This is a genomic window from Rhizobium oryzihabitans (genome assembly GCF_010669145.1).
GTDB lineage: Bacteria > Pseudomonadota > Alphaproteobacteria > Rhizobiales > Rhizobiaceae > Agrobacterium > Agrobacterium oryzihabitans.
The window spans coordinates 1,173,117-1,199,620 of sequence record NZ_CP048632.1 but is presented as its reverse complement, the minus strand read 5'-3'; the positions used below and the strand labels follow the sequence as shown (position 1 = coordinate 1,199,620).

Genomic DNA, 26,504 nt, shown 5'->3' with positions numbered 1-26,504 from the left:
GGGTTTAGGAGATGGGATGGGAGGGACGGTGGAACTGCTGGAGTGTGCGGCCACCCCCCTCTCTCCTGCCGGACATCTCCCCCTCAAGGGGGGAGATCGGCAGGACGCACTGCCTCCACGATTCGCACCGTCCGTGATGGGCGATGCCCCGCCGCGATTCGATCTCCCCCCTTGAGGGGGAGATGCCCGGCAGGGCAGAGGGGGGTAAGCCACAGATGCAAACCCAGACTTTTCCCTCCTGCGGATGGGTTACATCGAAGCCTTGATCTTCTCCGCCACCTCGGCCGGAACCCATTTCGTCCAGATGTCCTCATGGTTCTCGAGGAAATACTCCGCACCGTCCTCGTTGGTGCCCTGGTTCTCATCCATCCAGGCAAGGATCTCGGCAACGGTCTTGTTGTCCCAGTTGCGGGCCTTGATGTAGTCCATCGTCACGCCCGCCTTGTCGGCGAAATCCTTGGTGATGACGGTGAAGACGTCGGCCACCGGATAGGCGTTCACCTTGGGATCGGCGCAATCGACCTTGGCCGTGCACTCGTCGTAATGGGCGCGGTCCAGCTCGACGCCGTCATCCAGCTTCACCATCTCGTATTTGCCGAGAATGGCGGTGGGTGACCAGTAATAGCCGAGCCAGCCCTGCTTCTTTTCGAACGCGTTGGCGATCGAGCCGTCAAGGCCGGCGGCCGAACCCGTGTCGACCAGCGTGAAGCCCTTTTTGTCGCCTTCGCGCGCCTTGTAGAGATTGGTGGTCGTCACCTGGCAGTTCCAGCCGGACGGGCAATTGTGCACGGCGCCCTTGCTGGCATCTTCCGGGGCGGGGAAGAGTTCGGGATGTTTCAGGGCATCCTCGACGGTCTTGATGTCGGGGTGGGCGTCAGCGATGAATTTCGGGATCCACCAGCCTTCGACGCCGCCATCGCTGAGGATTTTCGACGCCTCGATCATGCGGCCTTCCTTGACGGCGGCGCTGAGCGGCTCACGCACGGCATTGACCCACAATTCGGGCGCCATATCCGGCTGGCCCTTTTCGTTCATGGAAGCAAACGTCGGCATGGTATCGCCGCTGACGACGTTGACCGTGCAGTCATAGCCGTTTTCCATGATGAACTTGTCGACGTAAGCCGCGACACCGGCGGAAGCCCAGTTCATTTCGGCGATGGTGATGCTGCCGCAGTCTTCAGCGGCGTTGGCGGAATTTGCTGCACCGGCAGCGATGATAAAGCCCGTTACGAGAATGGTCGAGGCCAGGAGTTTCTTCATGGTGTAAGACCCCCAAGTCTGATGCAGTGTTTTCAATTGGCAAAGCGGGAGCACTGCAAAGCCCGAATTGCCAAGGGCGAACTGACATGGCGCGTGAAAAAGCCGAAAAATTACGGCACTAAGAATATCCGCAAGACGTGCTGCAGGATTGCCGCAGGAAGAGCGGCGAAAAGGCGCATGAATATGTCAACGACCGGCATAATACGGCCAAAAAGTGATATTGCAACGCGAAATGGCGCATCGCAGCCATGCGTTCGATTTTCGGAACATTTTCTAGTGTCGCGTAATACATGACACTTATTTGGGTTTCGCAACAATATAGTTAGAGTTGCAGTAACGGGAAATAAAAATTCATCGACGCCGAAAGTGGCATTTGTAGAAAAGATGAAGTCGAGTTTTTGTGGAAAAAATATTCATAAAGAGGTTTTTAATGGGTATTTTCGTCTCAAATGAGAGCGGGCGACGATTGAATCGCCGCCCGTTTTTGCAATCAGCGTGTCATACGGCGTCCTTGCCCGCCACCTTCAGCGCGAAGGCATATTCGAAGGCGATTTCCTCCAGCCGCTGGAAACGGCCCGACTTGCCGCCATGGCCCGCCGCCATGTTGGTCTTGAGCAGGATCGGGGCTTCCCCCGTCGTTTTTTCACGCAGCTTCGCCACCCATTTGGTCGGTTCCCAATAGGTCACCCGCGGATCGGTGAGGCCGGAAAGCGCAAGGATCGGTGGGTAGGGCTTGTTCGCGACATTGTCATAGGGGCTGTAGGCGGCGATCCACTGATATTCCTCTTCCGATTCCAGCGGATTGCCCCATTCCGGCCATTCCGGCGGGGTGAGCGGCAAAGTGTCATCAAGCATGGTGGTCAGCACGTCCACGAAGGGAACGGCGGCGATGATGCCGGCGAATTTTTCCGGTGCCATGTTGGCAACGGCCCCCATCAGCATGCCGCCCGCCGAGCCGCCTTCTGCGATGATGCCCCCATAGGAGGTGAACCCTTCCTCCACCAGATGATCGGCAGCGGCGATGAAGTCTTTGAAAGTATTCTGTTTGTCTTCCATCTTGCCGGTTTCGTACCATTCGAAACCCTTGTCCTTGCCGCCGCGGATGTGGGCGATGGCATAGATGAAGCCACGGTCGGCCAAAGACAGCGTGGTGGTGGAGAAGGAGGCGGGAATGGAGATGCCGTAAGCGCCGTAACCGTAAAGCAGGCAGGGCGCGGAACCGTCCAGCGCCACGCCCTTGCGATAGAGCAGCGAGACCGGCACCAGTTCGCCATCATGGGCAGGGGCCATGATGCGGCGGGTGATGTAATCATCCGGATTGTGGCCGGAGGGCACTTCCTGCGTCTTCAGCAGCGTGCGCTCGCGCGTCACCATGTCGTAATCGAACAGCTGGCTCGGTGTCGTCATCGAAGAATAGGAAAAGCGGATGACATCGGTATCGTATTCGGCAGCACCGTGCAGGCCGAGCGAATAGGCCTCCTCGGCAAAGGCGATGGAATGTTCCTCACCGGACCTGCGGTCACGGATGACGATGCGCGGCAGGCCGTCGCGGCGCTCCAGCCAGATCAGGTGGCGGGCATAGGCATCGACCGAGAGGATGAGGCGGCCCGGCTCATGCGGCACGACTTCTTTCCAGTTTTCCTTGCCCGGCGCGGTCACCGGCGCTTCCATGATGCGGAAATCCTTGGCATCGCCGTCATTGGTGAGGATGTAGAAGACATCGCCGCCTTCGCACATCGAATATTCGATCCCCTCTTCGCGCTCAGCCACGATAGCGGGCTCGGCCGTCAGGTCCTTCGTGGAAAGAATGCGGTATTCGCTGGTCTCGTGGTCGTGAATGTCGATGAAGATGAAATCGTCGAGAACCGATGCGCCGACGCCCATGAAGAAGCCGGGATCCTTTTCCTCATAGACCAGCCGGTCGGCCGATTGCGGCTCGCCGATGATATGGTGGAAGACCTTCGAGGGGCGGTGGTTTTCGTCCTGCAGCGTGTAGAAGAAGCTCTTGCCATCGGGCGCCCATGCGCCGCCGCCGCCGGTGTTTTCGACGATATCCGCAAGGTCCTCGCCGCTTTCGAGATTGCGGATGCGCAGCGTGAAATATTCCGACCCCTTGTCGTCATAACCCCAGATGCCGTGACTGTGATCGGAAGACTGGTCGAGGCCGGCAAGACGGAAATAATCCTTGCCTTCCGCTTCCTTGTCACCATCAAGCAGCACATGTTTTTCGCCGCCATCGCGCGGAGTGCGGAAATAATGCGGCTGCTCGCCGCCGGTCACGAACAATGTCCCGTAAGCATAGGGCCCGTCATTGACCGGCACGGAGGAATCATCCTGCTTGATGCGGCCTTTCATCTCCTCGAACAGCTTTTCCTGAAGCGCCCTGGTGTCGCCCATGGCCGCTTCCATATAGGCGTTTTCCGCTTCCAGATGGGCGCGGATCGACGGGTCGAGCAGGGTAGGGTCCTTGAACATGGCCTGCCAGTTATCGGCCCGGAACCATGCATAATCGTCGGTGCGGGTGATGCCGTGATGCGTGTCCTGAACGGGCTTTTTTTCGGCGGTTGGAGCAACGGGCAGGTTCTTGAAAATCGGCAAGGGAAACTCGCTTTCCTGTAAAATCCGTGGGCGGTACCAAGATGTAGAGTGCCCCTTCCGGCCGATCAAGTTTCAAATCTCCACAGCCGCAATGTGGCTTGGGCACAATTTCGTCAGCTTTCGATCACATTTTGGCAATATCTGGCAAATCGGCGATGATGCGCGCCGGCCATCGGTCCGCCGTCCCTCGCCAGGAAAACGAAAAAAGACAAGAACAAACGAAAAAACTGACAGGATCCCATGCGAAAGCTTCTTCCCGCTGCCCTCTCTGCCTTTTTCCTTGGCTTGCAGGCCTTCACGCCCGCTTTTGCAATCGATGCCAGCGTGATGCGGCAGTTGAACGCGCTGGCGCCGGAGGAGCGCCTGGAACAGCGCTGCGATATCGAAGCGATGGAAAGAATAGCGACCGAGCAGAAGGGCATGCGGCCGGACAAGGTCATCGCTTACACCTTCGGTGATCCGGAGGTGGGCAAGAATTCCATCAAGGCGCCGGGCGCGGTCTTCAGAAGCGCCGGCGAATGGTACAAGCTCAAATACAAGTGCCAGCTGAAGAGCGACAGCCTCAGCATCCAGTCCTTCGACTACCGCGTCGGCGACAGGATTCCGGAGGAGCAGTGGAAGAAGTTGTATCTTTATGACTGACCGCCGAAATTTTCGGCGTCCATGCAAGGTTTAGCCCCCGCCTTTCTTGCCGCCCCGCCGGTGGCTCTGTAACCCTGTTTCTCGATCGAAGTGAGGGAGACGGGCATGGCGACACGATTCAAGGGACTTTCAGCTTTTCCGATGACGCCGGCCGATGAGGCCGGGCAGGTCGATACGCAGGCCTTTTCCGCTCTCATCGAGCGGCTTGATGCGGCCGGGGTGGATTCCGTCGGCATTCTCGGCAGCACCGGCATCTACATGTATCTGTCGCGCGCGGAGAGACGCCGGGCCATCGAGGCTGCCGCTGCGGTTTTGAAGGGCAGGCGCATATTGATGGCCGGTGTCGGCGCCCTGCGCACCGATGATGCCGTGGCACTGGCAAAGGACGCTGAAGCTGCCGGTGCGGATGCCCTGCTGCTGGCGCCCGTTTCCTACACGCCGCTGACGCAGGAAGAGGCTTATCATCACTTCGCCGCCGTGGCCGGCGCAACGGGCCTGCCGCTCGCCATCTACAACAACCCGACGACGACGCGGTTTTCCTTCAGCGACGACCTTCTGGTGCGGCTCGCCTATATCCCCAATATTCGCGCCATCAAGATGCCGCTACCGGCCGATTCGGATTATGCGGGCGAGCTTGCGCGGCTGAGGCCGAAGCTGACGGATGATTTCGCCATCGGTTACAGCGGCGACTGGGGCTGCGCCGAGGCGACGCTTGCCGGCGGCGACACCTGGTACAGCGTCATCGCGGGTCTGCTGCCCGTTCCGGCACTGCGGCTGATGCGGGCGGCGCAAGCCGGCGACGCAGAGGAGACACGCCGGATCGACGCGGCCTTCCAGCCGCTCTGGGCGCTGTTTAAAGAATTCGGCAGCATCCGCGTGGTCTATGCCGCCGCCAGCATCCTGCCATTGGCGATCGGCGAACCGCCCCGGCCGATCCTGCCCCTCACCAGTGCGGAACGCCAGCGGGTGGAAGAGGCGCTGGCCGCCGTTGCTGCGCTGGAAGCCACGCCATAATTCGGGCGTTTTGCAGGCGGATTGCCACGTCCTTACACTTCGGAAACTGAAAAATGCTGCGTCGCCTGTCTTCTGCCGTCCTCTTCCTGTCCCTCACGACCGCTGCTTTCGCGGGAACGGGTCTTGTCGAGCCGTCTCTGAAGATGACGCCGCAGCATGACGGCAAGGTGCGGGTGGCCATGACGCTCGATGCCTGCATGGGCAAGACCGACCACCGCATTCTCGATACGCTGGTGAAGGAGCGCATTCCGGCGACGATCTTCGTTACCGCCCGCTGGCTGAAACATAATGGCGAGGCGCTGGCCACGCTCATGGCGCATCCGGACCTGTTCGAGATCGAAAACCATGGCGAAAACCATGTGCCGGCGGTGGATAAGCCGGTTTCCATTTACGGCATCGCCGCCGCCGGTTCGGAAGCGGCGGTCGAGCAGGAAGTGGAGGGCGGCCGGCAGGCCATCGTCGCCGCCACCGGCCTCCAGCCGCAATGGTTCCGAGGTGCCACGGCCAAATATACCAAGTCCTCCATGACCACCATCAACCGGCTGGGCATGCGGGTGGCCGGTTATTCCGTCAATGGCGACGGCGGCTCGCTTCTGGGGGCTGCTGCAACGGCAAAGCACATTGCTTCCGCCAGGGACGGTGACGTCATCATCTCCCACATCAACCAGCCCACCCACGAAGCGGGTGCCGGCGTGGTGAAAGGCCTTCTGGCACTGAAAGCCCGCGGCGTGATTTTCACCCGCCTCGACGACCCGTCTTTCACACCGCCAGGGAACTGAGCGGCGCGGATCCCTCCTCATTCCTGTGACATGCACAGGAATGAGGGAAATGAGCATCCCACATCCACGCCCGTTTTTCGGCGGCATGCCACTCAAATTTGCGCTAGCATCCTCCCATGATGCTGTTCAAACGCCCCGACACCGAAACCCTCTATTCCGCCCTTGTGAACAAGGACCCCGCCTATGAAGGCGTGGCCTATGTCTGTGTGACCTCGACGAAGATTTTCTGCCGTTTCACCTGCACGGCGCGAAAGCCGAAGATTGAAAATTGCCGGTTCCGCGAGACCATTGCGGAATGCCTGGAAGCGGGCTTCCGCCCCTGCAAGCGCTGCAAACCGATGCTCGCCTATGGCACGGCCGACGAGACCGTGACTGCGCTGCTGACCGCGCTGGAGAACGAGCCCGCCCGCCGCTGGCGCGAGGAGGATGTGGTGGCGCTCGGCCATGACCCTTCCACCGTGCGCCGCACCTTCAAGCGCCGTTTCGGCATGAGCTTTCTGGAAATCGCCAGGCTGCGCCGGGTGGGCGATGCGGCAACGAGCCTTGCCTCGGGCGAAGCCGTGATCGGTGCGCAGATCGATGCGGGCTATGAATCGGGCAGCGGTTTCCGCTCGGCCATCAACCAGTTCTTCGGCACCTCTCCGGCCGCCATGAAGGGCAAGGGCTTCCTGAAGGGCGACTGGATCGATACGCCGATCGGCCCGATGCTGGCCGTTGCCGACGATCACGCTTTGCATCTCCTAGAATTCGCCGACCGGCCGGCGCTTCCCACCGAGCTGAAGCGGCTGAAGACGCGCACCGGCGCGGATATGGTGCTCGGCCGGACGGCCGTGACCGGCCAGATCGAAGCGGAACTAAAGGCCTATTTCGCCGGGCATTCAGCCGCCTTCGAAACTAGGCTTGCCGGCCACGGCACGCCCTTCGAGCGTGACGTCTGGCGCAGCCTGCGGGAAATCCCGGCGGGCGAGATCGTCAGCTATTCTTCGCTCGCAACCGCCATGGACAGGTCATCCGCCGTGCGTGCGGTCGCGCGTGCCAATGGCGCCAACCAGATCGCCATCGTCGTGCCGTGCCACCGTGTGCTGGGCGCGGATGGCAGCCTGACGGGTTATGGCGGCGGGCTGTGGCGCAAGAAATGGCTGATTGAGCACGAGCGCCGCATGGCGAGCGCGCAGGGGGAGGCGCAGGGAATGCCGCTCGCTTCCTGAGCGGCCTTGGCTGCTGGCGCGTGGGGTTTACCCCCCTCTGCCCTGCCGGGCATCTCCCCCTCAAGGGGGAGATCGGCAGGAGGCGCTACCGCCATTTCATTCTCAACGTTGAGATGGGCGAAACCTCGCCGCAGATCGATCTCCCCCTTGAGGGGGAGATGCCCGGCAGGGCAGAGGGGGGTAAACGCCACACGCCCCCGTCAAAGGACAATCTCCTGACAGCTCAAACCCGGGGCGCTTCGCACTTCCCGCCGGAAAACCGCCGGTCAATCCGGCAGTTTCGGCACCACCCGGCGTGAGGGAAACAGCTCTCGCGTCACCGTCATGGCGATCAGCGACAGCGGCAGCGCCAGCATGGCCCCGGCCGCCCCCCACATCCACGTCCAGAAGATGATCATCACGAAGACGAGGAAGGGGTTGATCTCCATGTTGCGGCCCACCACGGCGGGAAAGGCGAGGTTTTCCATCAACAGGTGGATGGTGAAGAAGATCGCTGCCGGCAGAAGCGCCAGAACGATATTGTCGTGGGTGATGATGCCGGCCACCGTCAGCGCAATCGTCATGGCGGTAATGCCGAGAAACGGCACGAAGCTGGAAAGGAAGGCAAAAAGCCCCCACAGAAGCGGCATGGCGAGCCCGCCCAGATAGGCGATGACCACCATCGTCACCCCGAGCCCAGCATAGATCAGCGCCGCCGTCGCGAAATAGGTGCCGAGCACCTCTTCCACCGAGGCGATGATGCGGATGGTCCGCAGTCGCTGGTGGCGGGCCGGAAAAGCCATGATGATCGCCTTGCGCAGCCGCAGTCGGCTGTAAAGGAACATCAGCAACGCGGCGAGGAAGATCATGCCCTGGATGACGGCGGGGGTGATGTTGGAGCCGAGCACGGAAATGATCTCGCCACTGCGCGAAATCAGCGATTCCATCGACATCGACCCCATGCTGAAGGTTGCCGCCGAGATATTCAGCCATCGCAGACTTTGCAGGTAGGGCAGGAAGCGGTCGATACTTCGTTCTACCAGCGCCGGCCCCTCGGAGGCGAGCTGCGACAGCGGGTCGATTAGCGAATTGACCACGAAGAACATCACCGCGGCCACAAGCGAGGAGAGAATGAGCGCGACGCCGAAGCCGGGAATGCCGTAGGAGCCGAGTTTTTCAGCAGCGATGCCGAGGATCATTCCCACCACGATGGCCATGACCACCGGGATCAGGATCAGCGACAATTCGTGAATGACCGCCATCATCACAATGAGAAAAATGCCGATCACCGACCATGCGACGACGACATCAAGGGCTTCGCGGCCAAGAGGTTGCTGGCTGCGTGCATCATCGCGGTGCGATCCGGACGCAAGTCCCTCAAGCGGGTCGGCTCTCGTAGCCGAGGCATTGCCTGAGCCTGCAGCCGATCGCCCCCCGATATTGCCCAAACTGCCGGTTTTTTCCGGTCTGGCATTCTCATTCATCGAACTGTCCCCCAATGAGATGACAAACGTCCGAAAAATGAGGCGGTTCCGGGGCGGTGAAAATTTCGCCGCCCCGTCTTCCTTTACGCGGAAAGCTTCAGCCCGATGCCCCACGGATCCTTCAGGACAATACCATCGCCCTGCCGTTCCGTGGCGATTTCCAGCCGGTCGAGAGCAGCCGCAGCGCGGTCAAGGGCATCACGCTCGTTGAATTTCAGCGAGTAGCCGGAAAGGCCGGTCATGTTGTCCTTGCGGGCCGTGGCGCCGCGGCTGTTCCAGATATTGGCCGCCACGTGGTGGTGATAGGCCCCGGAGCCGAAGAAGCTCGCGCCCGGATACCGCGCCATGATCTTCAGCCCCAGCACGTCCTGATAAAATTCATCCGCCTGCGGAATATTGCCGACCTGCAGATGGATATGGCCGATTGCGGTTCCCTCTGCAGCGCCTTCGAACGCCGTCTTCGGTGCACTGTCGTAAAGCGCCTGCAGATTGAGGCCGAGCGTTGCCATCTCCACCGTGCCGTCCTGCTGATAGGTCCATTCCTCCGGCGAACGGTCGCGATACACCTCGATGCCGTTGCCTTCCGGGTCGGCAAGATAGATCGCCTCGCTGACCAGATGGTCGGACGCGCCCTGAAGCTGGATATTGTTGTGGGCGGCATGCACCAGCCAATGCGCGAGATCGTGGCGGCTCGGCATCAGGAAGGCGGTGTGGAACAGGCCTGCGGCATTGCGCGGCGCGCGCTCCGCGGCAGTTGAGGTGGAAAGCGTCAGCAGCGGCTGGCCATTGACGCCGAGAACCTCGCCGCTCGGGCTTTTTTCGATGACCGAAAGACCGATGATCTTCTGGTAGAAATCCGAAACGCGCGGCCGATCGTGAACGACGAGATGAGCCTGACCGACATAAGCCGGGCGCGTCAGGGCGAATTGTTTGATTTCACTCATCATAATCCCCATATTGAATCTGACGCGCCGAGGGCGGATCGGCGGCCGCCGGCATCGTCCGACGCCGCTTTGCGGCGTTTGTCGAAAGCGAATATGGGCGGATTTCATCGTTCAGCAAAGATCGCCATCCGGCGATTGACCGTCCACAATTCGTTGACAATGCCCGCCCAAGCATGTCTCCCGGCTTTGACTTCGATCAAGGCGAAGGATGTGCCGGCGGGGAATATGAGCTTGAGCCACGAGAAACGGCAGATTACGCCAAAGGAGACAGCCATGTACAAAAAGATCATCGTACCGGTAGACCTCAGCGCCACCGACAAGGGTGAAAAAATCCTCGCCAAGGCCAAGGCGCTGCTGGATGCCGATGGCGAGATCGTCCTCATCAATGTGGTTGAGGAACTTCCCGGCTACATGGCGATCGACCTGCCCGTCGACCTTATTGAAAATGCCATCAAGGACGCCAAGGCGAAACTAGCGGACTTGAAGACGAGGGTCGGTTTCAACGGCAGTCAGGAAATCCGCAGCGGCGCGCCCGCGCGTGAGATCATTGCCGCCGCCGAAGAGCACAAGGCGGACCTCATCATCATCGCGTCGCATACGCCGGACTTTACCAACTATTTCATCGGCGCCACCGCAGACCGCGTGGTGCGCCACGCCAAGTGCTCGGTGCTGATCGACCGTTAAAGTGAGTTGAAATCTTGGGGTTGCGGGCGATTTTCGCCCGCACCGGCTGGAGGAAAAGACTATGAATGTCGAAAGTTACGAGAAAATCCTGCGAGACCGCCAGCGTGAGCTTTATCGCCGCCTGCATAGAATAGAGGCTGATTTCGAGGAGCCGCGCAACCCTGATGACGACGACCGCGCGACCGAGCGCAGCAATGACGAGGTGCTGGACGAGCTGGGGCAGGTGGGGCAGGACGAGCTGCGCGCCATCGACGCCGCCCTCGACCGCATCGCGAACGGCACTTTCGGCACCTGCGTCAAATGCGGCAAGAAAATTTCGGAAGACCGCCTGAAAGCCGTTCCCTATACGCCGTTCTGCCAGGAATGCGCTGCGGCGCTTTGAGGGGCGTTCCTTATCTACCCTCATTCCTGTGCTTGTCACAGGAATCTAGCCAGCCCAAGTCCTTGGGCTGAAAGAACTCTTTCCGTCGCGCAGACGCGCGTCGACTGGATTCCTGTGACAAGCACAGGAATGAGGGGGCCGGCGAGGACCGCTACTCAACCTCTCCTTTCGAAACAGCCTCGAACGCAATTTGATCGCCGTTAACCGGCTGCTGTCTTGTTCCTGTCTAATATTGCCGTCATGCTTGGCCACAAGCAGGCAAACGGGAATGGACTATGAGTAACGTGTGGCGGTTTGGTCGCCAGTATGATTTTCACGAGATTGTCGCCGATGGCATCGTCCACGGCGTGGGTATCGTTTTTGCGCTGGTGGGCGCCACGGCGCTGATTTTTTACGCGACCGTCTGGGGCAGCCTCAGCGCCATTGCGGCCGCCTGGATTTATGGTCTCGGCCTCGTCGCCTGTCTTTCCGTGTCTTTCACCTATAATATCTGGCCGCATTCCAACGTAAAATGGTTCCTGCGCCGGCTGGACCATTCGGCGATCTTCATCCTGATTGCAGCCACCTATACGCCCTTCCTGATGCGCGGCATTCACGATCCGCTGATTGCCACGATGCTGGGGCTGATCTGGCTTGCCGCCATCTGCGGCATATTGCTCAAATGCCTGTTTCCCGGCCGATACGACCGCGTCGCCATCGGCCTTTATCTCGCCATGGGCTGGAGCGGCATCATGGTGGTGCAGCCGCTTTCGTCCCATCTGGCGCCTGTCACGCTCTGGCTGATCGTTGCCGGCGGCGTCATCTATTCGCTTGGCGTGGTCTTCCATGTCTGGGAAAAGCTGCGGTTCCAGAACGCCATCTGGCACGGTTTCGTCGTCGCCGCCGCCGTGGTCCACTATTTTGCGGTCGTCACCTCCTTCAGCCTCGCTCCCCTGACGTCCTGACGAGTGACGTCCTGATATCGCGAGCACTGGACAGCCATCCGCGTCATCGCCTAATGCTCGCGTGAAGATCGTGTCCGGCAGGGCTCGGTGCAGGCAAGAACGAGGGCGAACGATAATGAGCGTGGAACTGCGCGATGCGACCGTGGATGATCTTTCCGGCATCATGGAGATTTACAATGACGCGGTCCTGAACACGACGGCGATCTGGAACGAGGTGCTGGTCGATCTGGATAACCGCAAGGAGTGGTTTTCCGCCCGCAAGTCACGCGGCTTTCCGGTCATCGTCGCGATTCTTGACGGCAAGGTCGCCGGCTATGCTTCCTATGGCGACTGGCGCGCCTTCGACGGTTATCGCCACACCCGCGAACATTCCGTCTATGTCCACAAGGACGCACGTGGCCACGGCATCGGCAAAAAGCTGATGCAGGCGCTGATCGACCATGCATCCGGCAATGACGTGCATGTACTGATCGCCGCAATCGAATCGGAAAATCACGCCTCCATCCGCCTGCACGAAAGCCTGGGTTTCAGTGTCGTCGGCCGGTTTTCGGAAGTTGGCACCAAATTCGGCCGCTGGCTGGACCTGACCTGCATGGAGCTGAAGCTGAATTAGCAGCCTGGCCGGGATTTCTCTCAGGCCGGACGCCGGGCGAAGGCGAGCATGACGCCGAAGGCCATCATCATGGAGCCGCTGATCCGGTTCACGCGCTTCAGGGCGCGCGCATTACGCATCAGACCGGACAGCCGAGAACCCACAAAGGCGTAAACGGTGATAGCCACCACCTCGAGCAGCAGGAAAATTGCGCCGAGCGTGGCGAAACTCTGCCAATAGGCGTCCTGCTGGATGAATTGCGGGAAAAACGCCGTGAAGATCAGGATGGCCTTCGGATTGCCGGAGGCGACGAAAAACTCCTGCCGCAGATAGGTCTTGAGAACATTTCCGTTGCCCGAGGATACATCGGGAGCGGTGACGTCCGCCCTTGAGCGGATGAGCTTGAAGCCGATCCACAGCAGGTAGAGAACGCCGATCCATTTGATCAGCGAAAACATCATTTCGGACGCCATCAAAAGTGCGCCGAGGCCCAGCGCAGCAATCGCAATCATGCCCGCGAAAGCAACCAGCCGGCCGCTTGCCGCCATCACCGCCGTCGCCATGCCGTATCGCGCACCGACAGTCATCGACAGGAGATTGTTGGGCCCGAACGCCATGTTCAGGGCAAAGCAGGCGGGAATGAATATGAGGATGGTTTCTAGCGCCATGATGGTGATCCGGAAGGAGTGAGATCGCGATAATCTCACTCTCCGGTCCGGCTGTCGAGACGGTCATTTTCTTCGCAACAACGGCCGGCAGGCAGCCGGCCGTTACCCGTCTCTGATCAGATCGGTTCGAACACCATCGAATGGCCGTTGATGCAGTAGCGCAGGCCGGTTGGCTTCGGGCCGTCCGGGAAGACGTGGCCGAGATGGCCGCCGCAATTGGCGCAGCGGATTTCCGTGCGCACCATGCCGTAGCTCGCGTCACGATGTTCCGTCACGGCGCCCGGCTTTACCGGCTCGAAGTAGCTCGGCCATCCGCAGCCCGCATCGAATTTCGTGTCGGAGAGGAACAGCGGCTCGTCGCAGGCAGCGCAGCGGTAAAGACCCTTCTGGAACGTGTCCCAGTAGGGGCCGGTAAAGGCGCGCTCCGTGCCGTGTTCACGCAGGATGTGATATTGCTCCGGCGTCAGCTGCTCGCGCCAGTCGGCATCGCTCTTGTTCACTTTGGGGGATGTCAGATCGCTCATGGAATGATCCTTTCTGTTCCTGCCAGAAATAGTCATCACCGTTGCCGATTGAAAGAGGGCAGCCGTCATAACGAGTACGTTATGAGCCATGTGAAGAGTCGATTTGGGTTGAGATGGCGGTTCCTATGCCTTAACTGGAAAAATCGATTTGTAGAGTTTGAAAAGGAACGTCACCGAGTTGGCGTTCAAAGGGGTGGGGGAACCCCGGGAGATGTGAATGACATCAGATGTCACGTCGCTGACATTCCTGTCGCTGTTTTTGCCGTTTCTGGCAGCACTTGCCGCACCGGCGCTGGTGAAGAGGTTCGGTCACAACGCCGCATGGATCCTGGCGATTGCGCCCGGGCTGGCATTTGCCCATTTCGCGCTGATGCTGCCGCAGGTGGCGGCGGGCGGCGTGGTAACGGGTGGTTATGCCTGGGTTCCGAGTTTCAACCTCAGCTTCTCCTGGTTCATCGACGGCCTGTCGCTGACATTCGCGCTTCTCATCACCGGCATCGGCCTGCTGATCGTGCTTTATGCGGGCGGGTACATGAAGGGGCACCCGCAGCAGGGGCGTTTCCTGTCATTCCTGCTTCTGTTCATGGGGGCGATGCTGGGCGTCGTCGTTTCCGACAGCCTGCTGATGCTGTTCGTTTATTGGGAGCTGACCTCGATAACCTCCTTCCTGCTGATCGGCTTTGACCATACGCGTCCCGCCGCCCGCCGTGCCGCCTTGCAGGCGCTGGTGGTCACGGGTGGGGGCGGTTTGCTGCTGCTCGCCGGGCTGATCTTCATCTGGGACATGAGCGGCATGACGCAATTGTCCATGCTGGTGCGTGGTGGCGACATATTGCGCGACAGCCCGTTTTATCTCGCCGCGCTGCTTCTGGTGCTCGGCGGCGCCTTTACCAAATCGGCGCAGTTTCCCTTCCATTTCTGGCTGCCCAACGCCATGGAAGCGCCGACCCCGGTTTCGGCCTATCTGCATTCCGCAACAATGGTGAAGGCCGGCGTCTATCTTCTGATGCGCTTCAATCCCGTGCTCGGCGATACCGCCGCCTGGCAGATATTGCTGCCGTTCTTCGGCGGGCTGACCATGCTCACCGGCGCGCTGCTTGCCGTGCGCCAGACCGATCTGAAGCTGATGCTCGCTTATACCACGGTGTCGTCGCTCGGCCTGCTGGTCATGCTGACCGGCTTCGGTTCGGACCATGCCATCGAGGCGGCGGTGCTTTATCTGGTGGCGCATTCGCTTTTCAAGGGCGCGCTGTTCATGGTTGCCGGCATCATCGACCACGAAGCCGGCACCCGCGACGTGACGAAGCTCGGCGGCCTGCGAAAAGCCATGCCGATCACCTTCTGGGCGGCGCTCGCGGCGGCCATCTCCATGGCGGGCCTGCCGCCCTTCTTCGGCTTTCTCGCCAAGGAAGAGATTTATTATGCGCTGGCGCACGGCAATCCGCGCGCCGTGCTGTTCACCGGCGTCGCCATTCTCGGCAATGCGCTGATGTTCGCCATCGCCTTCGCGGTGGCGCTGAAACCCTTCCTCGGCAAGCCGGTGAAAACCCCGAAACACGCGCATGAGGGACCGCTGCTGCTGTGGCTCGGCCCGGCGTTGCTGGCGGTGAAGGGGCTGACCATCGCTCTCTTTTCCGGTATCGCGCATTTCTACATTTCGACGCCGATGGCAAGCGCGGTCGCGGGCGAGGCACGCCCGATTGAAATATCGCTCATTCCCCATATCGGCGTGCCGCTCGGCCTGTCGCTGCTGACGATCGCGCTCGGCATCGTCCTCTACACGCAGCTTTCCGCTGTCCGTGGACTGATCGACCGCACCTTCAAGGCGCTGGGGGCAGGGCCGGACAGGGGCTTTGACGTCTTCATCGAAATGCTGGTGAAAGTGTCGTTCCACATCACCCGGATCATCCAGCCGGGCAGGCTGGAATTCTACGTCACCGCCACATTCGCCGTCATCGCCGCGGTGCTGCTTGTGCCGCTGTTCCTTTATGGCGAACTTCCCGCCATGCCGGCATGGCCGCACGATATGCAGATCCATGAGCTGACCTTCATCGTCATTGCGGTGGCGGGTCTCTTTGCGGTGCTCACGGCTTCCAGCCGGCTGACCGCCATCATCGCGCTCGGCATTCAGGGCTTTGCCGTGGCCGTCATCTTCCTGCTGTTCGGCGCCCCCGATCTTTCCTTCACGCAGTTCATGGTCGAGACGCTGTCGGTGGTGATATTGACGCTGGTGATGACGCGGCTTCGCCTGTCACCGTCGGACCATCGCGGTCTTGGCCAGAAGCTGCTGGACAGCACCATCGCCATCGCCTGCGGCACCGGCTTTGCCCTGTTCCTGATGCGGGCGACGGAAGCCTCGTTCGACAATCGCCTGACGGACTTCTACAATACCTATTCCAAGGTCATCGCCCACGGCGCCAATGTGGTGAACGTCATCATCGTCGATTTCCGTGGCACGGATACGCTCGGCGAAATCGCGGTGGTGATGATCACAGGTCTCGCCATCCTCGCGCTCATCCGCATCCGCCCGGCCGCCGCCGTCAAGGGGCCGGCCAAGACCGCGAAAAAGAAGGGAGCGCGGGCATGAACACGCTCATTCTGCGCACCGTCGCCCCTGTCGTCACCAGCCTCATGGTGCTGTTTTCCATCTTTGTGCTGCTGCGTGGCCATAACGAGCCGGGCGGCGGTTTCATCGGCGGGTTGATCGCGGTTTCGGCGCTGGCGATCTACGGCATCGCCTATGGCGTGGCGGCGGTCCGGCGCGCCATCGTGTTTCATCCGCTGTCCATCGCCGGCGCCGGGCTTCTCATGGCGATGCTCTCCGGCCTCGCCTCGATTGCCGCGGGCGTGCCGTTCATGACCGGGCTCTGGATCTATCCAAGCCTGTTCGGCATCGAAGTGCCGCTCTCCACCGTCATGTCCTTCGATATCGGCGTCTACCTCGTCGTGGTCGGCGCCATCACCTCCATTGCCTTGGCACTGGAAGAAAGGGAAAGCGACTGATGGAAGCGGTTTTCTCCATTCTCGTCGGCATCTTCTTTTCGGTTGCGATCTATCTCATGCTGTCGCGCCACAGCATCCGCATGCTGCTGGGCATCGCCATTCTCGGCAATGCGGTCAATCTGCTGCTGTTCACGGCGGGAAGGCTGACGCGCGAAGTGCCGCCGATCATTCCGGCTGGCATGGATACGCTGCCGGCAGGTGCCGCCAATCCGCTGCCGCAGGCGCTGATCCTGACGGCAATCGTCATTTCCTTTTCCTTCTTCTGTTTCCTTCTGGTGCTGACCTGGCGTGCGTTCCAGGAATTGCAGACCGATGACACGGACGAAATGCGCACCGCAGAACCGGCAGGCGAGCCTTTGCCGCCGCTCGGTTATTGAGCGGGCGAGGCGTAGACACACATGGCTTCATCCACCACCTCCGCAGTTTCCGATCTTTCCGCAGCGCTCGTTGTCGCTCCGGTGCCCTTTGCCGACTGGCTGATCATCCTGCCCGTCGCGCTCTGTATCGGCGCAGGCGCCATTCTCATGATGATGCGCCACGCGATCCGCCGGCATGCGGCCATTGCCATCACGGCGCTTTCCCTGCTGGTGCTTCTCGATGCCGCATTGCTGTGGAAGGTCGTGACGCAAGGGCCGTTCACCATGGTCATGGGCCGCTGGCTGCCGCCCTTCGGCATTGCCTTCACTGCCGACCTCACCGGTGCCCTGCTATCGCTCGCGGCTGCGATTGTCGCGCTCGCCGGCGCCATCCACGCCAGCGCCGATATCGACAATAGCGGCAGGCGATACGGTTTTTATCCCTTCCTGATGCTTCTGATGGCCGGTGTTACCGGCGCGTTCCTGACCGGCGACCTCTTCAACCTCTATGTCTGGTTCGAGGTGCTGCTGATTTCGTCCTTCGGGCTGATCGTGCTCGGCTCGACACGCGAGCAGATCGACGGCGCGCTGAAATACGCCATTCTGAACCTCATCGGCACAACGCTGTTTTTGATCACGGTCGGTTATCTCTACGCCATCTTCGGCACGCTCAACATGGCCGATATCGCGCAGAAGGCGACTGAGCTACGTGGTACTGCACCGCTGATGACGCTTGCCAGCCTCTTTGCGCTCGCCTTCGCCATGAAGGCGGCGGCATTTCCGGTGAATTTCTGGCTGCCCGCTTCCTATCACACACCGCGAATCGTCGTTTCCGCCCTGTTCGGCGGCCTGCTCACCAAGGTCGGCATCTATTCGCTGCTGCGCGTCATGGTCATGCTGTTTCCGGTCGAGCGTGAGGAACTCAGCATCGTCATCGCCATCTCCGCGGCGCTGACCATGGTGCTGGGCGCCATGGGCGCGCTGGCCCAGAACGATATTCGCCGGATGCTCGGTTATGTCGTCATATCAGGCATCGGTTACATGATGGCGGGCATCGCCATCGGCACGCCCTCCGGCGTATCAGGCGCGATATTCTACGCGCTGCATTCCATGGTGCTGATGACGGCGCTTTATCTTGCTGCCGGCCATGCCGCCCGCCTCGGCGGCAGCTTCAGCATGCGCTCGCTCAGTGGCCTTTACCGGCAGGCGCCTTGGTTCTCGGCGCTCGCGCTCGCGCTGTTTTTCGCCGGCTCCGGCCTGCCGCCCTTTTCCGGCTTCTGGCCGAAGGCGGTCCTCGTCAAATCGGCGATCGATATCGGCGCCTGGTGGCTTGCAGCCGCCATCCTTGCCTCCGGCTTCATCGCCACCATCGCCTTTGGTCGGCTCTTCCTTCTGTGCTTCTGGCGTCCGGCAGTGGCGACGGCCGGCCAAACTCCCGCGCCGCCCGCGTCACCACTCTCTGCACCCTCTCTCGTGCCGCTGGTGGGCCTGACAGCGCTGGTGGTGGGCTTCGGCCTGTTTCCCGAAAGCCTGCTCAATCTCAGCCAGCAGGCGGCCGCCGGGCTGGCTGATCCGCAGGCCTATATCCAGTCCGTCTTTTCCGAGGGGGGCAAACCATGAGCCTCTATATTGTCCAGCTGCTCTTCGTCGCCGTGTGGCTTGCGGTAAGCGGCAGCATCTCACTGGCGAATATCGTCTTCGGCCTCATCGTTTCGACGCTGGCGCTCGGCCTCATCCGCCACCAGCTACCGGGCGGCGATAATCACTGGCTGCGACTTACCCGGGTGCTGTCGCTCGTGCTGCTGTTCTTCAAGGAGCTGGCGCTGTCCGCCTGGAAGGTGGCGGTGCTGGTGACGCGGCCGAGACTCGACGTGAAGCCCGGCATATTCGCCTATCCGCTGACGGTGACGACGGATTTCCAGATCACGCTGCTCGCCAACCTCATCACTTTGACCCCCGGCACGCTGTCGGTCGATGTTTCGGCGGACCGAAAAACGCTTTACGTCCACGCAATCGATTGCAGCGATATCGAAGCCACGAAGAACGACATCAGAAATGGCTTTGAAAAAAAGATCATGGAGGCGTTTCAGGGATGACGCCGGAACTAATAGTTTCATTTGCAACTATACTTGCCTCGGTTGTACTGTCGGTCGCCTTTTTGCTGACAGTATATCGGGTTGTGGCAGGTCCGACCTTGCCGGATCGGATCGTGGCACTCGATATGCTGGTCGGTATTGCGATCGGCTTCATCGCAGTCATCGCCATCCGTACCGGCGTCAATCTTTATGTCGATATCGCCATTGCGCTCGGTCTCGTGGGCTTCCTGGCGACGGTCGCCTTTGCCCGTTTCGTGCTGTCGCGCGGCCCGGATGGCAAACGGGAACGACAGACGGTGCTGGATGGCGAGCGGACGCCGGAAACCGCTGAAAAGCCAGCAAAACCGGGGCCGAGTGGCGGAAAAAGAAAGGGTGGACGATGATGGGCTGGATCGTGGCTATTCTTGTTGCGGCGCTGACTGTCTCCGGGGCGGCGTTCTCGCTGATCGCGGCGATAGGGATTAATCGCCTGCCGGATGTCTACACACGCATGCATGCGGCTTCCAAGGCGGGCACAGTCGGGTCCGGCCTGCTTCTTCTCGCCGTCGGTATTCACGCGGTGGAATTATCGACGCTGGCGCGGGCGCTCGCCGGTTTCTTCTTCTTTATTCTGACTGCGCCGGTCTCCGCACATCTTCTTGCAATGGCCGCGCACAAGGCAGGTTATCCACTGGATGTTAAATCGGTAGTTGATGACTTGAAGAAAATTTGAAGTTGAATTTCCCCCTAATAATAGGGGGTATGCATTTTCCATTACTACTTGGCATAGTATTTTATTACCCGTGATTTTTTGTATTGGGATTAGACTGTTTTGAACTGAAAAATTCACAATAGGAATTTGACTTTTGCTGTTTTGCTGTTATCCAAATTAAGTGTAAAGTTGCTAATCGCAATTTGCATCTAGCCTCTTCATAGTCGGCATAGACATTTTATTAATGTCTAATCTATGGTCCATCAGGCCATTGCTGCCCATGTCGCGGGCCGTAAGTTGAATCTCGGATCAATTCGTTTCCGGTTTTCGCTTGAAATCTAGGGGTAGATTTCACGTTGGTTTCAACAGGGCGGAGGTGGGGCACCGGGTAACTTCACATCGCCTGATGCGGCGTTCGCCCGCGTCAGGGGGTCAATAAACAGGAGATACTTAAATGACGGAAACTGCATACGGTAACGCCCAGGATCTGCTGGTCGAACTGACGGCGGATATTGTGGCTGCCTATGTTAGCAACCACGTCGTTCCGGTAACAGACCTTCCCGGCCTTATTTCGGATGTTCACACGGCACTCAGCGGAACATCGGCACCGGCTTCCGTGGCCGTTAATGTCGAAAAGCAGAAGCCTGCCGTCTCCGTTCGCAAGTCGGTTCAGGACGATCATATCGTCTGTTTGGAATGCGGCGGCTCGTTCAAGTCGCTGAAGCGTCACCTGACGACGCATCACAGCATGACGCCGGAAGAATACCGTGAGAAGTGGGACCTGCCGGTCGACTATCCGATGGTTGCTCCCGCCTATGCCGAGGCCCGTTCGCGGCTCGCCAAGGAAATGGGTCTCGGCCAGCGCCGCAAGGCCAGCCGCTAGTCGGATTTGCCCATTCTTCTCCCCGCCGGGGAGAAGATGGCTTGAAGGGTCGGATGAGGGGGCAACGTCAGCGATAGATCGCACTCTCGCCACCCTCATCCCACTGCCACGCCTTTCTCTCCGTCGGGGAGAAGACGCCAGCGGAACTAGCCCGTTCCATATTCAGCGCTGAAAACCATGCCTTGTCTCAAAGGCCATGACTTGCGGGAAGTTCTCTCGCCCTTCACGGAAATGTCCAGCCGGTCTTTCGACCGGCTTTTTTATTACCGCCAGCAATATGGGTGGAGGAAAAAAATCCTTGATCGTGAAAAGCTAGACCTCAAAAACAAAGCGAAATCAATCTCATATTTTTCGCCATCAAATTTGCACTTCCCCACATCCATCCTCAGGTGTATGAATTAATTCCTATTCGTAAAGGAGTTGCATATGCCGTCGGATATATCGTCTTTGCCTCCCCCGCGCGGCCCTGCCTGGAGGTCGCCGATCGTCGTCTTCGCAGCTGGTCGCCTGCTGCCGGGCGCGATGAGATTTCGCGCATCTGCCGGCTGGTTCGTCAGCTGACGGGCGAAATGGTGAAATTGACCGGCGACCGGCTGGCGGCGCGTCGCGACCGGCGGCGCAGCGAATGCCATATCCGCCAGATCGCCATGTATGTGTGCCACGTGCAGCTCGGCATTCCCATGTCGGATATCGGCCCCTGTTTCGGCAGGGACCGAACGACGGTCGGCCATGCCTGCCAAGTGGTGGAGGACCGCCGCGACGAACCGGCCTTCGATGAATTTGTCGCAACGCTAGAGCGGCTTGCCGGCAGCATTTGCAACGTGATGAGGGGTGTCCGCGATGAGTGAGGCGAAAGACACCTCCGATGCTCGCCCCGATCCTGTCCTCCTGCGACTACTGCGTTTTGTCGCGGCGGGCGCCGCCGACATTTCGGACGATGGTGGCGATATGGTCTTGCGGCGGCCCGGCGCAGGAAAAAGCGGGGCAGGGCGCGAGGCATCGCGGTTCCCGGTCGTGACGGTGCAGTCCGCCATCTCTTCGGGGCTGATCATGCGGCTGGAAAACACGCTTTCCGCTGCACCGGCGCTCGCCGCCTATCTGAAGCGCGCCATCGTGAAAGACCGCGACGAGATTTTTCAGGAACAGCACCGGGAGGTGCAAAATGTGGTGGTGGATGTCGGCGAGGGCAGGCAGCCGGCCCGGCGCAACCTCAACACCTCGCCTCTGACCAGCCTTTCACGCCTGAAGGAGCGGGACGGCACGGCGTTTTTTACCATCGATGCCCTGCAGGCGGGCGAGCGTCTCGCCGCCGATTTTCACCGCGCCCATCTCAATCCCAGGGTAACGGCGACATGGGAGCCGAGAATTGCCACCCGCACCAAAGGGGAGGCAGGTGGCGCGTTCGATCTCACCGAGGCGGCGATGGCTGCACGGGCGCGGTTTTCCCGTGCGGCAGATGCTATGGGGCCTGAACTCTCAGGTGTCGCCATCGATGTCTGCTGTTTCGAAAAGGGGCTGGAGACGGTGGAGCGGGAGCGGCAATGGCCGGCGCGCTCGGCAAAACTGCTGCTGCGCGCTGCGCTGCTCTCGCTTGCCCGGCACTATGCGCCGCAGGCGCAGGGCTCCAAAAGGACAAGCTACCATTGGGGCGACGACGATTATCGCCCACAAATGGCAAGAACGATGGCGGCGAGGTGAGGGGTCAGGCGGCCAGAAGCCGCGCTTCCTCGCGGATGCGCTTGACCATGGAGCGCAGGCCGTTTGCCCGCTGCGAGGAAAGATGCTCCACCAGCCCGATCTTGTCGAACACCTCGATGGCGTCGAGGCCGGCGATTTCGGAAGCCTTCTTGCCGGAATAGACGGCAAGAACGATGGCGACGAGGCCGCGCACGATATGCGCGTCGGAATCGCCTTCGAAGGTCATCAGAGGGTCTTCCGCGCCATCGCTATGGCTGACGAGCCAGACCTGGCTTGCGCAGCCCTGCACCTTGTTTTCGGCAGTGCGCTTGTCTTCCGGCAGATCGGGCAGCGCCTTGCCGAGTTCGATGACATAACGATAGCGATCCTCCCAGTCGTCAAGGAAGGCGAAATCGTCAAGGATCGTATCAAGAGAGGCCATTTGCGCGCCGTATCGTCCGTTATTGCATGTCTTTGCTACGATATAGGCGAAGTGCGGGCGGTTTTGAACCGTGCGGCCACGAAAAAGCCCACGGAAAACAGGTTTCCGTGGGCAAGTTTGGCAGGCAGTCACGCAGACGGACATATCCGGCTGCAGAGAAGGGGCGACGCGGCGTTCAGCGGCGGCGCAAAATATCAGGGTGCGGGGCGCTTCTGCGGCAGGGGAATGATGGTGCCGGTCTTCAGCGTGTCGGCATTCCCGGGGAATTCGACGCTGATGGCGGGCACTGCGGCCAGTTTTTCGCTCTCGCTCACAAGTTCGGCTGCGGGGGCGGTCTTTTCACCGCCGGCAAGCTGCGCGTCGAGCAATTCATAAGCGACCTTGGCGCCTTCCTTTGCCCGTTCACCGAGCGCGTGGAAAGTTTCGGCGCCCTTGACGCAGACATCGGGTTTTTCGATGCAGATGGCGCTGACATAACGATAGGCCTCACCGGCTGCCGAAACGGCGCTGGGAATATCGAATGCCGAAGGTTCCTTGGCGGGATCGTTGCTGCTGCCGAAATAGGACAGCGCCACGAGAACCAGCGAAAACCAGAATGTTCCTTTGATCAGAAACCACATTGTCAGACTACCCTGCCAGATGATCTTTGTTTTGAAGCCCCGCCCGTTTTGGGTCATCGGCCTTTGTCCCGTTTTTCGGGCTTGTGCAGAAGCTACAGGTGACCGGCGAACAGCCGATTGCAAAAAGCGGCGCAATTTAATTCAAATTGTATCTATTCTCCTCGCATCGGGACTTCGGCCTGCAATTCCTTCGCATTTTAACAGTCCATGTTAAGCATAATTGCGACAGAGGCCGCCTGTTCCGGGCGAAAGCTGGGCCCCGTGCTGCCACAAAGGTTAACGCGATGGCAAAAATGAAGCGAAATCCGTCGCTTACCCGTCATTAACCATGATTGGCAAAGGCTGGATGAAATGCCCCGTAATGGGACTGCGACGCATTTCGCAGGCGTTTGGCGTCATTCTTTTTATCCATTCCTTAAGCCGCCGCCTTCTATTGTCGGAGCCGTTAGATCCGCCTATGGGATTCGGTATTGGTATTGCGTAATATGAGAGAAAAAGCGGTCGCACTGGTCGACCATGCCGCAGGCAGATGGCTTGCGCGTATGGAAGAGGACGCCGAAAGGCGCGCCGGAACCGTTGCGCGCCTGCGCCGGCTGATTGCCTTCGGTGCTGTCGGCCTTCTGGTTGTGCCCGCCGTCTTCAGCCTTGTCTTCAGCCCCGCCATTGCGCTGCCCATCGGGGCTGCGCTGGTGCTGGCGCTGTTTCTGTCCGCCGCCGCCCTGTCGATCGCCTTTTCCCGCCCCGTGCGCGGCGTGGCGTCCTTTTCCGCCCCTGTCGCTGGCGACGATCTTGTTGCGGCATCGCAAATGCCGGGCCTTGTGCTCACCATCAATGAAAACGGCCTCGTCGAACGCGTCTCCGGCCGCGACCTCGACACGTTTCCGGTCGATCTTCAGGCCTGCAAGGGCCATGTCTTTGCCGAATATGTCTATGTCTCGGACCGTCTCGAACTGATGCAGGCCTTCGATCTTCTGCGCCAGGGCGAGGACAAGGCAAGCGCGGAACTCAGGTTCGAAACCGGTGCCAAGGCGCGCCAGACACAGTTCATGCATGTGCGCATCGAGATGACGGCGATCCGCAGCGCTGCCGGCCGCCTGCGTCGTGTGGTCGCCCAGCTTTCCGATGTCACCGAGATGGAGCTTCTGCGCCGCGATGTCGCCCGCAAGGCGGCGGAGGCGGAATCGGCCAACGATGCCAAGTCGCGCTTCCTCGCCGCCGTCAGCCACGAGCTGCGCACGCCGCTCAATGCCGTCCTCGGCTTTTCCGACATTCTGGCCGGCGAATATTTCGGCAGACTGGAAAACGACCGCCAGCGGGAATATGTCGGCTTGATCCGCCAGTCCGGCGCGCATCTCCTGTCGGTGGTCAACACCATGCTGGACATGAGCAAGCTGGAAGCCGGCCGTTACGAGCTGATGATGGAAAGCTTCCCGATTGCCGAGACCATATCGTCCTGCGAGGCCATGCTCGGCCTACAGGCGAAGGAAAAAGGCCTGACTTTGACCAGCCGCATCCAGCGCGGCATCGGCGAAATCGCAGCCGACCAGCGCGCCATCCGCCAGGTTCTCATCAATCTGGCCGGCAACGCCATAAAATTCACCGATGCGGGTGGTGTAGTATCGATCGATGCGGCGCGTGAAGGCAAGATGCTGAAGCTGACCGTCAGCGATACCGGCATCGGCATCGCGTCCGACAAGATTGACCTTCTGGGCCAGCCTTTCATGCAGGTTCAGAACGAATATACCCGTCGCTATGAGGGCACGGGTCTGGGACTGTCCCTGGTCAAGGGCCTTGTGGCACTGCATGGCGGCACTTTCGCCATTGCCAGCAAGCCGGGCGAGGGGACAGTCGTAACGATCATGTTGCCTGCCGACGGTTCCGGCATGGCAGGGGGCGAAAACGCTGAAACCGAAAGCATGGTGGAATTTCCGCCGCGCATCAGGCAACTCGGCGAAATGGCCGCGATTATGAAGAAGGATGGTGACGATGGCCCCGCGAAAGCGAAAATCGCCTAAGAAAACAACGGCCCAGATCGGCGCCGGGATTGTTTCCTTGGTGGTTTCGGCCATCGGGCGCGAAATCCTGCGCCATCCGAAGCTGGTGGGCGGCTCAGGCGCCTTCGCCGTCGTCTTCGGTTTTGTCGCCGCCAATGCGCTCTGGTACCAGCCGGGCGTCCACCCGTCTCCTTTCCTGCGCACGCGGGATGCGGAAAACCCGAACGGTATTGCCGGTTATCGCCCGGCAGAGCCGCTCGGCACCCACGGCAACGTCACCACCTTTCGCATAGAGCGGCCGGCTGAGACGGAAGCGACGCAGCAACCGGCCGCCGAGACTGCGGCGCTGCCGCCAGCCGAAAGCCAGAAGCCGCAGCAGATCATTGCCGATATTCAGGGCGAACTGAAAAAACGCGGACTTTACGAAGGCGACGCGGATGGTCGCATGGGGCCGAAGACCGCCGCCGCCATCATGTTCTTCGAGGAAACGCTCGGCATGGAACAGACCGGCGAGCCGACGACACGCGTGCTGGCAGCCCTCAGGATCGACGGCGCGACCGTTGCGGCAATTCCAAAGGACCGGCCGTCCGACACCAACACTGGCGGCGGAGTGGAAATCGACCCGGTCGCCGCCGCCATCCGTAAGGCGGAAAAGCCGCAGGTAAAGGCCGAACCAGCCTCCCTCAACAGCGCGGCTGCCGGCGCCAAACCCGTAAACAGCGCACTGATCGCCAAGATCCAGCAGGGCCTGATCAATATCGCCTATGCCGACGTGAAGGTGGACGGTGTGGCCGGCCAGCAGACCCGCAACGCCATTCGCGCCTTTGAAAAACACTATCGCCTACCGGAAACCGGCGAGCCGAGCGAGGCCGTGTTGAAGAAGCTGAAGTCGATCGGGGCGATTTAGAGGGTTAAGCTTCAGGAGGTTGTCCGGTTACAGCGGGCCGGAGGTGCGTGGGGCTTACCCCCCTCTGCCCTGCCGGGCAGAGGGGGTAAGCCCCGCGCACCTTCGGCCCGCTACCAACGCAAAACCTCTGAAA

At 60.4% G+C, this 26,504-nt stretch carries 28 protein-coding genes; 20 read left to right on the top strand and 8 right to left on the bottom strand.

What is annotated here, in order from left to right; genetic code table 11:
- Positions 1-249: 249 nt before the first annotated feature.
- Both G3A56_RS06340 and G3A56_RS06335 read right to left on the bottom strand, forming a co-directional pair.
- Complete coding sequence (locus G3A56_RS06340) at positions 250-1,260, bottom strand: ABC transporter substrate-binding protein (RefSeq protein WP_082183932.1); 1,011 nt, start codon at positions 1,258-1,260, stop codon at positions 250-252.
- Positions 1,261-1,758: 498 nt separating this feature from the next.
- On the bottom strand, positions 1,759-3,858 hold the full coding sequence (locus tag G3A56_RS06335; RefSeq protein ID WP_082183933.1) for a S9 family peptidase: 2,100 nt from the start codon (positions 3,856-3,858) through the stop codon (positions 1,759-1,761).
- Between the two features lie 240 nt (positions 3,859-4,098).
- Here G3A56_RS06335 and G3A56_RS06330 point away from each other — a divergent pair, with 240 nt between their 5' ends.
- The 4 genes from G3A56_RS06330 (at position 4,099) to G3A56_RS06315 (ending at position 7,501) form a co-directional block, all read left to right on the top strand.
- Positions 4,099-4,500: a DUF930 domain-containing protein gene (locus G3A56_RS06330; RefSeq protein WP_082183934.1), complete on the top strand. Its 402-nt coding sequence runs from the start codon at positions 4,099-4,101 to the stop codon at positions 4,498-4,500.
- Between the two features lie 105 nt (positions 4,501-4,605).
- Positions 4,606-5,514: a dihydrodipicolinate synthase family protein gene (locus tag G3A56_RS06325; RefSeq protein WP_082183935.1), complete on the top strand. Its 909-nt coding sequence runs from the start codon at positions 4,606-4,608 to the stop codon at positions 5,512-5,514.
- A 53-nt stretch (positions 5,515-5,567) separates the two neighbouring features.
- Positions 5,568-6,293 (top strand): polysaccharide deacetylase family protein, encoded by a 726-nt coding sequence (locus tag G3A56_RS06320; protein WP_082183936.1) that lies wholly within the window; start codon positions 5,568-5,570, stop codon positions 6,291-6,293.
- A gap of 116 nt (positions 6,294-6,409) precedes the next feature.
- Positions 6,410-7,501 carry a bifunctional transcriptional activator/DNA repair enzyme AdaA gene (locus tag G3A56_RS06315; RefSeq protein ID WP_082183937.1) on the top strand — a complete coding sequence of 364 codons (1,092 nt, stop codon included), beginning with the start codon at positions 6,410-6,412 and terminating at the stop codon, positions 7,499-7,501.
- Between the two features lie 266 nt (positions 7,502-7,767).
- Here the strand turns inward: G3A56_RS06315 and G3A56_RS06310 are convergent, their stop codons facing one another.
- Positions 7,768-8,964, bottom strand: coding sequence for an AI-2E family transporter (locus G3A56_RS06310; RefSeq protein WP_082183938.1), 1,197 nt, complete (start codon positions 8,962-8,964; stop codon positions 7,768-7,770).
- An 83-nt stretch (positions 8,965-9,047) separates the two neighbouring features.
- On the bottom strand, positions 9,048-9,908 hold the full coding sequence (locus G3A56_RS06305; RefSeq protein ID WP_082183939.1) for a VOC family protein: 861 nt from the start codon (positions 9,906-9,908) through the stop codon (positions 9,048-9,050).
- A 273-nt stretch (positions 9,909-10,181) separates the two neighbouring features.
- Between G3A56_RS06305 and G3A56_RS06300 the strand changes: the two genes are divergently transcribed.
- From G3A56_RS06300 to G3A56_RS06285, 4 genes are all read left to right on the top strand, one after another.
- On the top strand, positions 10,182-10,592 hold the full coding sequence (locus G3A56_RS06300; protein ID WP_003497216.1) for a universal stress protein: 411 nt from the start codon (positions 10,182-10,184) through the stop codon (positions 10,590-10,592).
- A 61-nt stretch (positions 10,593-10,653) separates the two neighbouring features.
- Positions 10,654-10,974, top strand: coding sequence for a TraR/DksA family transcriptional regulator (locus G3A56_RS06295; RefSeq protein WP_082183940.1), 321 nt, complete (start codon positions 10,654-10,656; stop codon positions 10,972-10,974).
- A 275-nt stretch (positions 10,975-11,249) separates the two neighbouring features.
- On the top strand, positions 11,250-11,918 hold the full coding sequence (trhA, locus tag G3A56_RS06290; RefSeq protein ID WP_035242747.1) for a PAQR family membrane homeostasis protein TrhA: 669 nt from the start codon (positions 11,250-11,252) through the stop codon (positions 11,916-11,918).
- Between the two features lie 115 nt (positions 11,919-12,033).
- Positions 12,034-12,531: a GNAT family N-acetyltransferase gene (locus G3A56_RS06285; RefSeq protein ID WP_082183941.1), complete on the top strand. Its 498-nt coding sequence runs from the start codon at positions 12,034-12,036 to the stop codon at positions 12,529-12,531.
- Between the two features lie 20 nt (positions 12,532-12,551).
- Here the strand turns inward: G3A56_RS06285 and G3A56_RS06280 are convergent, their stop codons facing one another.
- Positions 12,552-13,178 carry a LysE family translocator gene (locus tag G3A56_RS06280; protein ID WP_003497209.1) on the bottom strand — a complete coding sequence of 209 codons (627 nt, stop codon included), beginning with the start codon at positions 13,176-13,178 and terminating at the stop codon, positions 12,552-12,554.
- A 116-nt stretch (positions 13,179-13,294) separates the two neighbouring features.
- A complete protein-coding gene (gene msrB / locus G3A56_RS06275) occupies positions 13,295-13,702 on the bottom strand; it encodes a peptide-methionine (R)-S-oxide reductase MsrB (RefSeq protein WP_082183942.1) in 408 nt (135 codons plus the stop codon).
- 217 nt (positions 13,703-13,919) lie between these two features.
- Here msrB and G3A56_RS06270 point away from each other — a divergent pair, with 217 nt between their 5' ends.
- The 10 genes from G3A56_RS06270 to G3A56_RS06225 all read left to right on the top strand — a co-directional run bounded on the left by G3A56_RS06270 (position 13,920) and on the right by G3A56_RS06225 (position 22,429).
- A complete protein-coding gene (locus G3A56_RS06270; RefSeq protein ID WP_082183943.1) occupies positions 13,920-16,289 on the top strand; it encodes a putative monovalent cation/H+ antiporter subunit A in 2,370 nt (789 codons plus the stop codon).
- A complete protein-coding gene (locus G3A56_RS06265; RefSeq protein WP_003497194.1) occupies positions 16,286-16,705 on the top strand; it encodes a Na+/H+ antiporter subunit B in 420 nt (139 codons plus the stop codon). Before G3A56_RS06270 ends, G3A56_RS06265 begins: the two co-directional genes overlap by 4 nt.
- The gene (locus tag G3A56_RS06260; RefSeq protein WP_003497192.1) at positions 16,705-17,082 is read left to right on the top strand and encodes a Na+/H+ antiporter subunit C; all 378 of its coding nucleotides are present in this window, start codon (positions 16,705-16,707) and stop codon (positions 17,080-17,082) included. Before G3A56_RS06265 ends, G3A56_RS06260 begins: the two co-directional genes overlap by 1 nt.
- A gap of 21 nt (positions 17,083-17,103) precedes the next feature.
- The gene (locus tag G3A56_RS06255) at positions 17,104-18,681 is read left to right on the top strand and encodes a Na+/H+ antiporter subunit D (protein WP_082183944.1); all 1,578 of its coding nucleotides are present in this window, start codon (positions 17,104-17,106) and stop codon (positions 18,679-18,681) included.
- Positions 18,678-19,157: a Na+/H+ antiporter subunit E gene (locus G3A56_RS06250; RefSeq protein WP_082183945.1), complete on the top strand. Its 480-nt coding sequence runs from the start codon at positions 18,678-18,680 to the stop codon at positions 19,155-19,157. The genes G3A56_RS06255 and G3A56_RS06250 overlap by 4 nt, the downstream gene beginning before the upstream one ends.
- Positions 19,154-19,540 (top strand): cation:proton antiporter, encoded by a 387-nt coding sequence (locus G3A56_RS06245; RefSeq protein WP_035242745.1) that lies wholly within the window; start codon positions 19,154-19,156, stop codon positions 19,538-19,540. The genes G3A56_RS06250 and G3A56_RS06245 overlap by 4 nt, the downstream gene beginning before the upstream one ends.
- Entirely contained in the window at positions 19,537-19,869 is a 333-nt protein-coding gene (mnhG, locus tag G3A56_RS06240; protein ID WP_003497184.1) for a monovalent cation/H(+) antiporter subunit G, read from the top strand. The genes G3A56_RS06245 and mnhG overlap by 4 nt, the downstream gene beginning before the upstream one ends.
- A gap of 433 nt (positions 19,870-20,302) precedes the next feature.
- Positions 20,303-20,731 carry a MucR family transcriptional regulator Ros gene (ros, locus tag G3A56_RS06235; protein ID WP_003497181.1) on the top strand — a complete coding sequence of 143 codons (429 nt, stop codon included), beginning with the start codon at positions 20,303-20,305 and terminating at the stop codon, positions 20,729-20,731.
- Positions 20,732-21,120: 389 nt separating this feature from the next.
- A complete protein-coding gene (locus tag G3A56_RS06230; RefSeq protein WP_246231196.1) occupies positions 21,121-21,579 on the top strand; it encodes a helix-turn-helix domain-containing protein in 459 nt (152 codons plus the stop codon).
- Entirely contained in the window at positions 21,572-22,429 is an 858-nt protein-coding gene (locus G3A56_RS06225) for a DUF6456 domain-containing protein (RefSeq protein ID WP_082183947.1), read from the top strand. Before G3A56_RS06230 ends, G3A56_RS06225 begins: the two co-directional genes overlap by 8 nt.
- Positions 22,430-22,433: 4 nt before the next feature.
- On the opposite strand, the gene G3A56_RS06220 is transcribed toward G3A56_RS06225, so the two are convergent.
- Together G3A56_RS06220 and G3A56_RS06215 are read right to left on the bottom strand one after the other, a co-directional pair.
- Positions 22,434-22,850 carry a SufE family protein gene (locus tag G3A56_RS06220; RefSeq protein ID WP_082183948.1) on the bottom strand — a complete coding sequence of 139 codons (417 nt, stop codon included), beginning with the start codon at positions 22,848-22,850 and terminating at the stop codon, positions 22,434-22,436.
- A 194-nt stretch (positions 22,851-23,044) separates the two neighbouring features.
- Positions 23,045-23,470, bottom strand: coding sequence for a DUF5330 domain-containing protein (locus tag G3A56_RS06215; protein WP_003497166.1), 426 nt, complete (start codon positions 23,468-23,470; stop codon positions 23,045-23,047).
- 485 nt (positions 23,471-23,955) lie between these two features.
- Between G3A56_RS06215 and G3A56_RS06210 the strand changes: the two genes are divergently transcribed.
- Positions 23,956-25,485, top strand: a complete 1,530-nt coding sequence (locus G3A56_RS06210) for a sensor histidine kinase (RefSeq protein WP_082183949.1) — start codon at positions 23,956-23,958, stop codon at positions 25,483-25,485.
- Positions 25,457-26,371, top strand: a complete 915-nt coding sequence (locus G3A56_RS06205; protein WP_164056214.1) for a peptidoglycan-binding domain-containing protein — start codon at positions 25,457-25,459, stop codon at positions 26,369-26,371. The genes G3A56_RS06210 and G3A56_RS06205 overlap by 29 nt, the downstream gene beginning before the upstream one ends.
- The last annotated feature ends 133 nt before the right edge of the window (positions 26,372-26,504 follow it).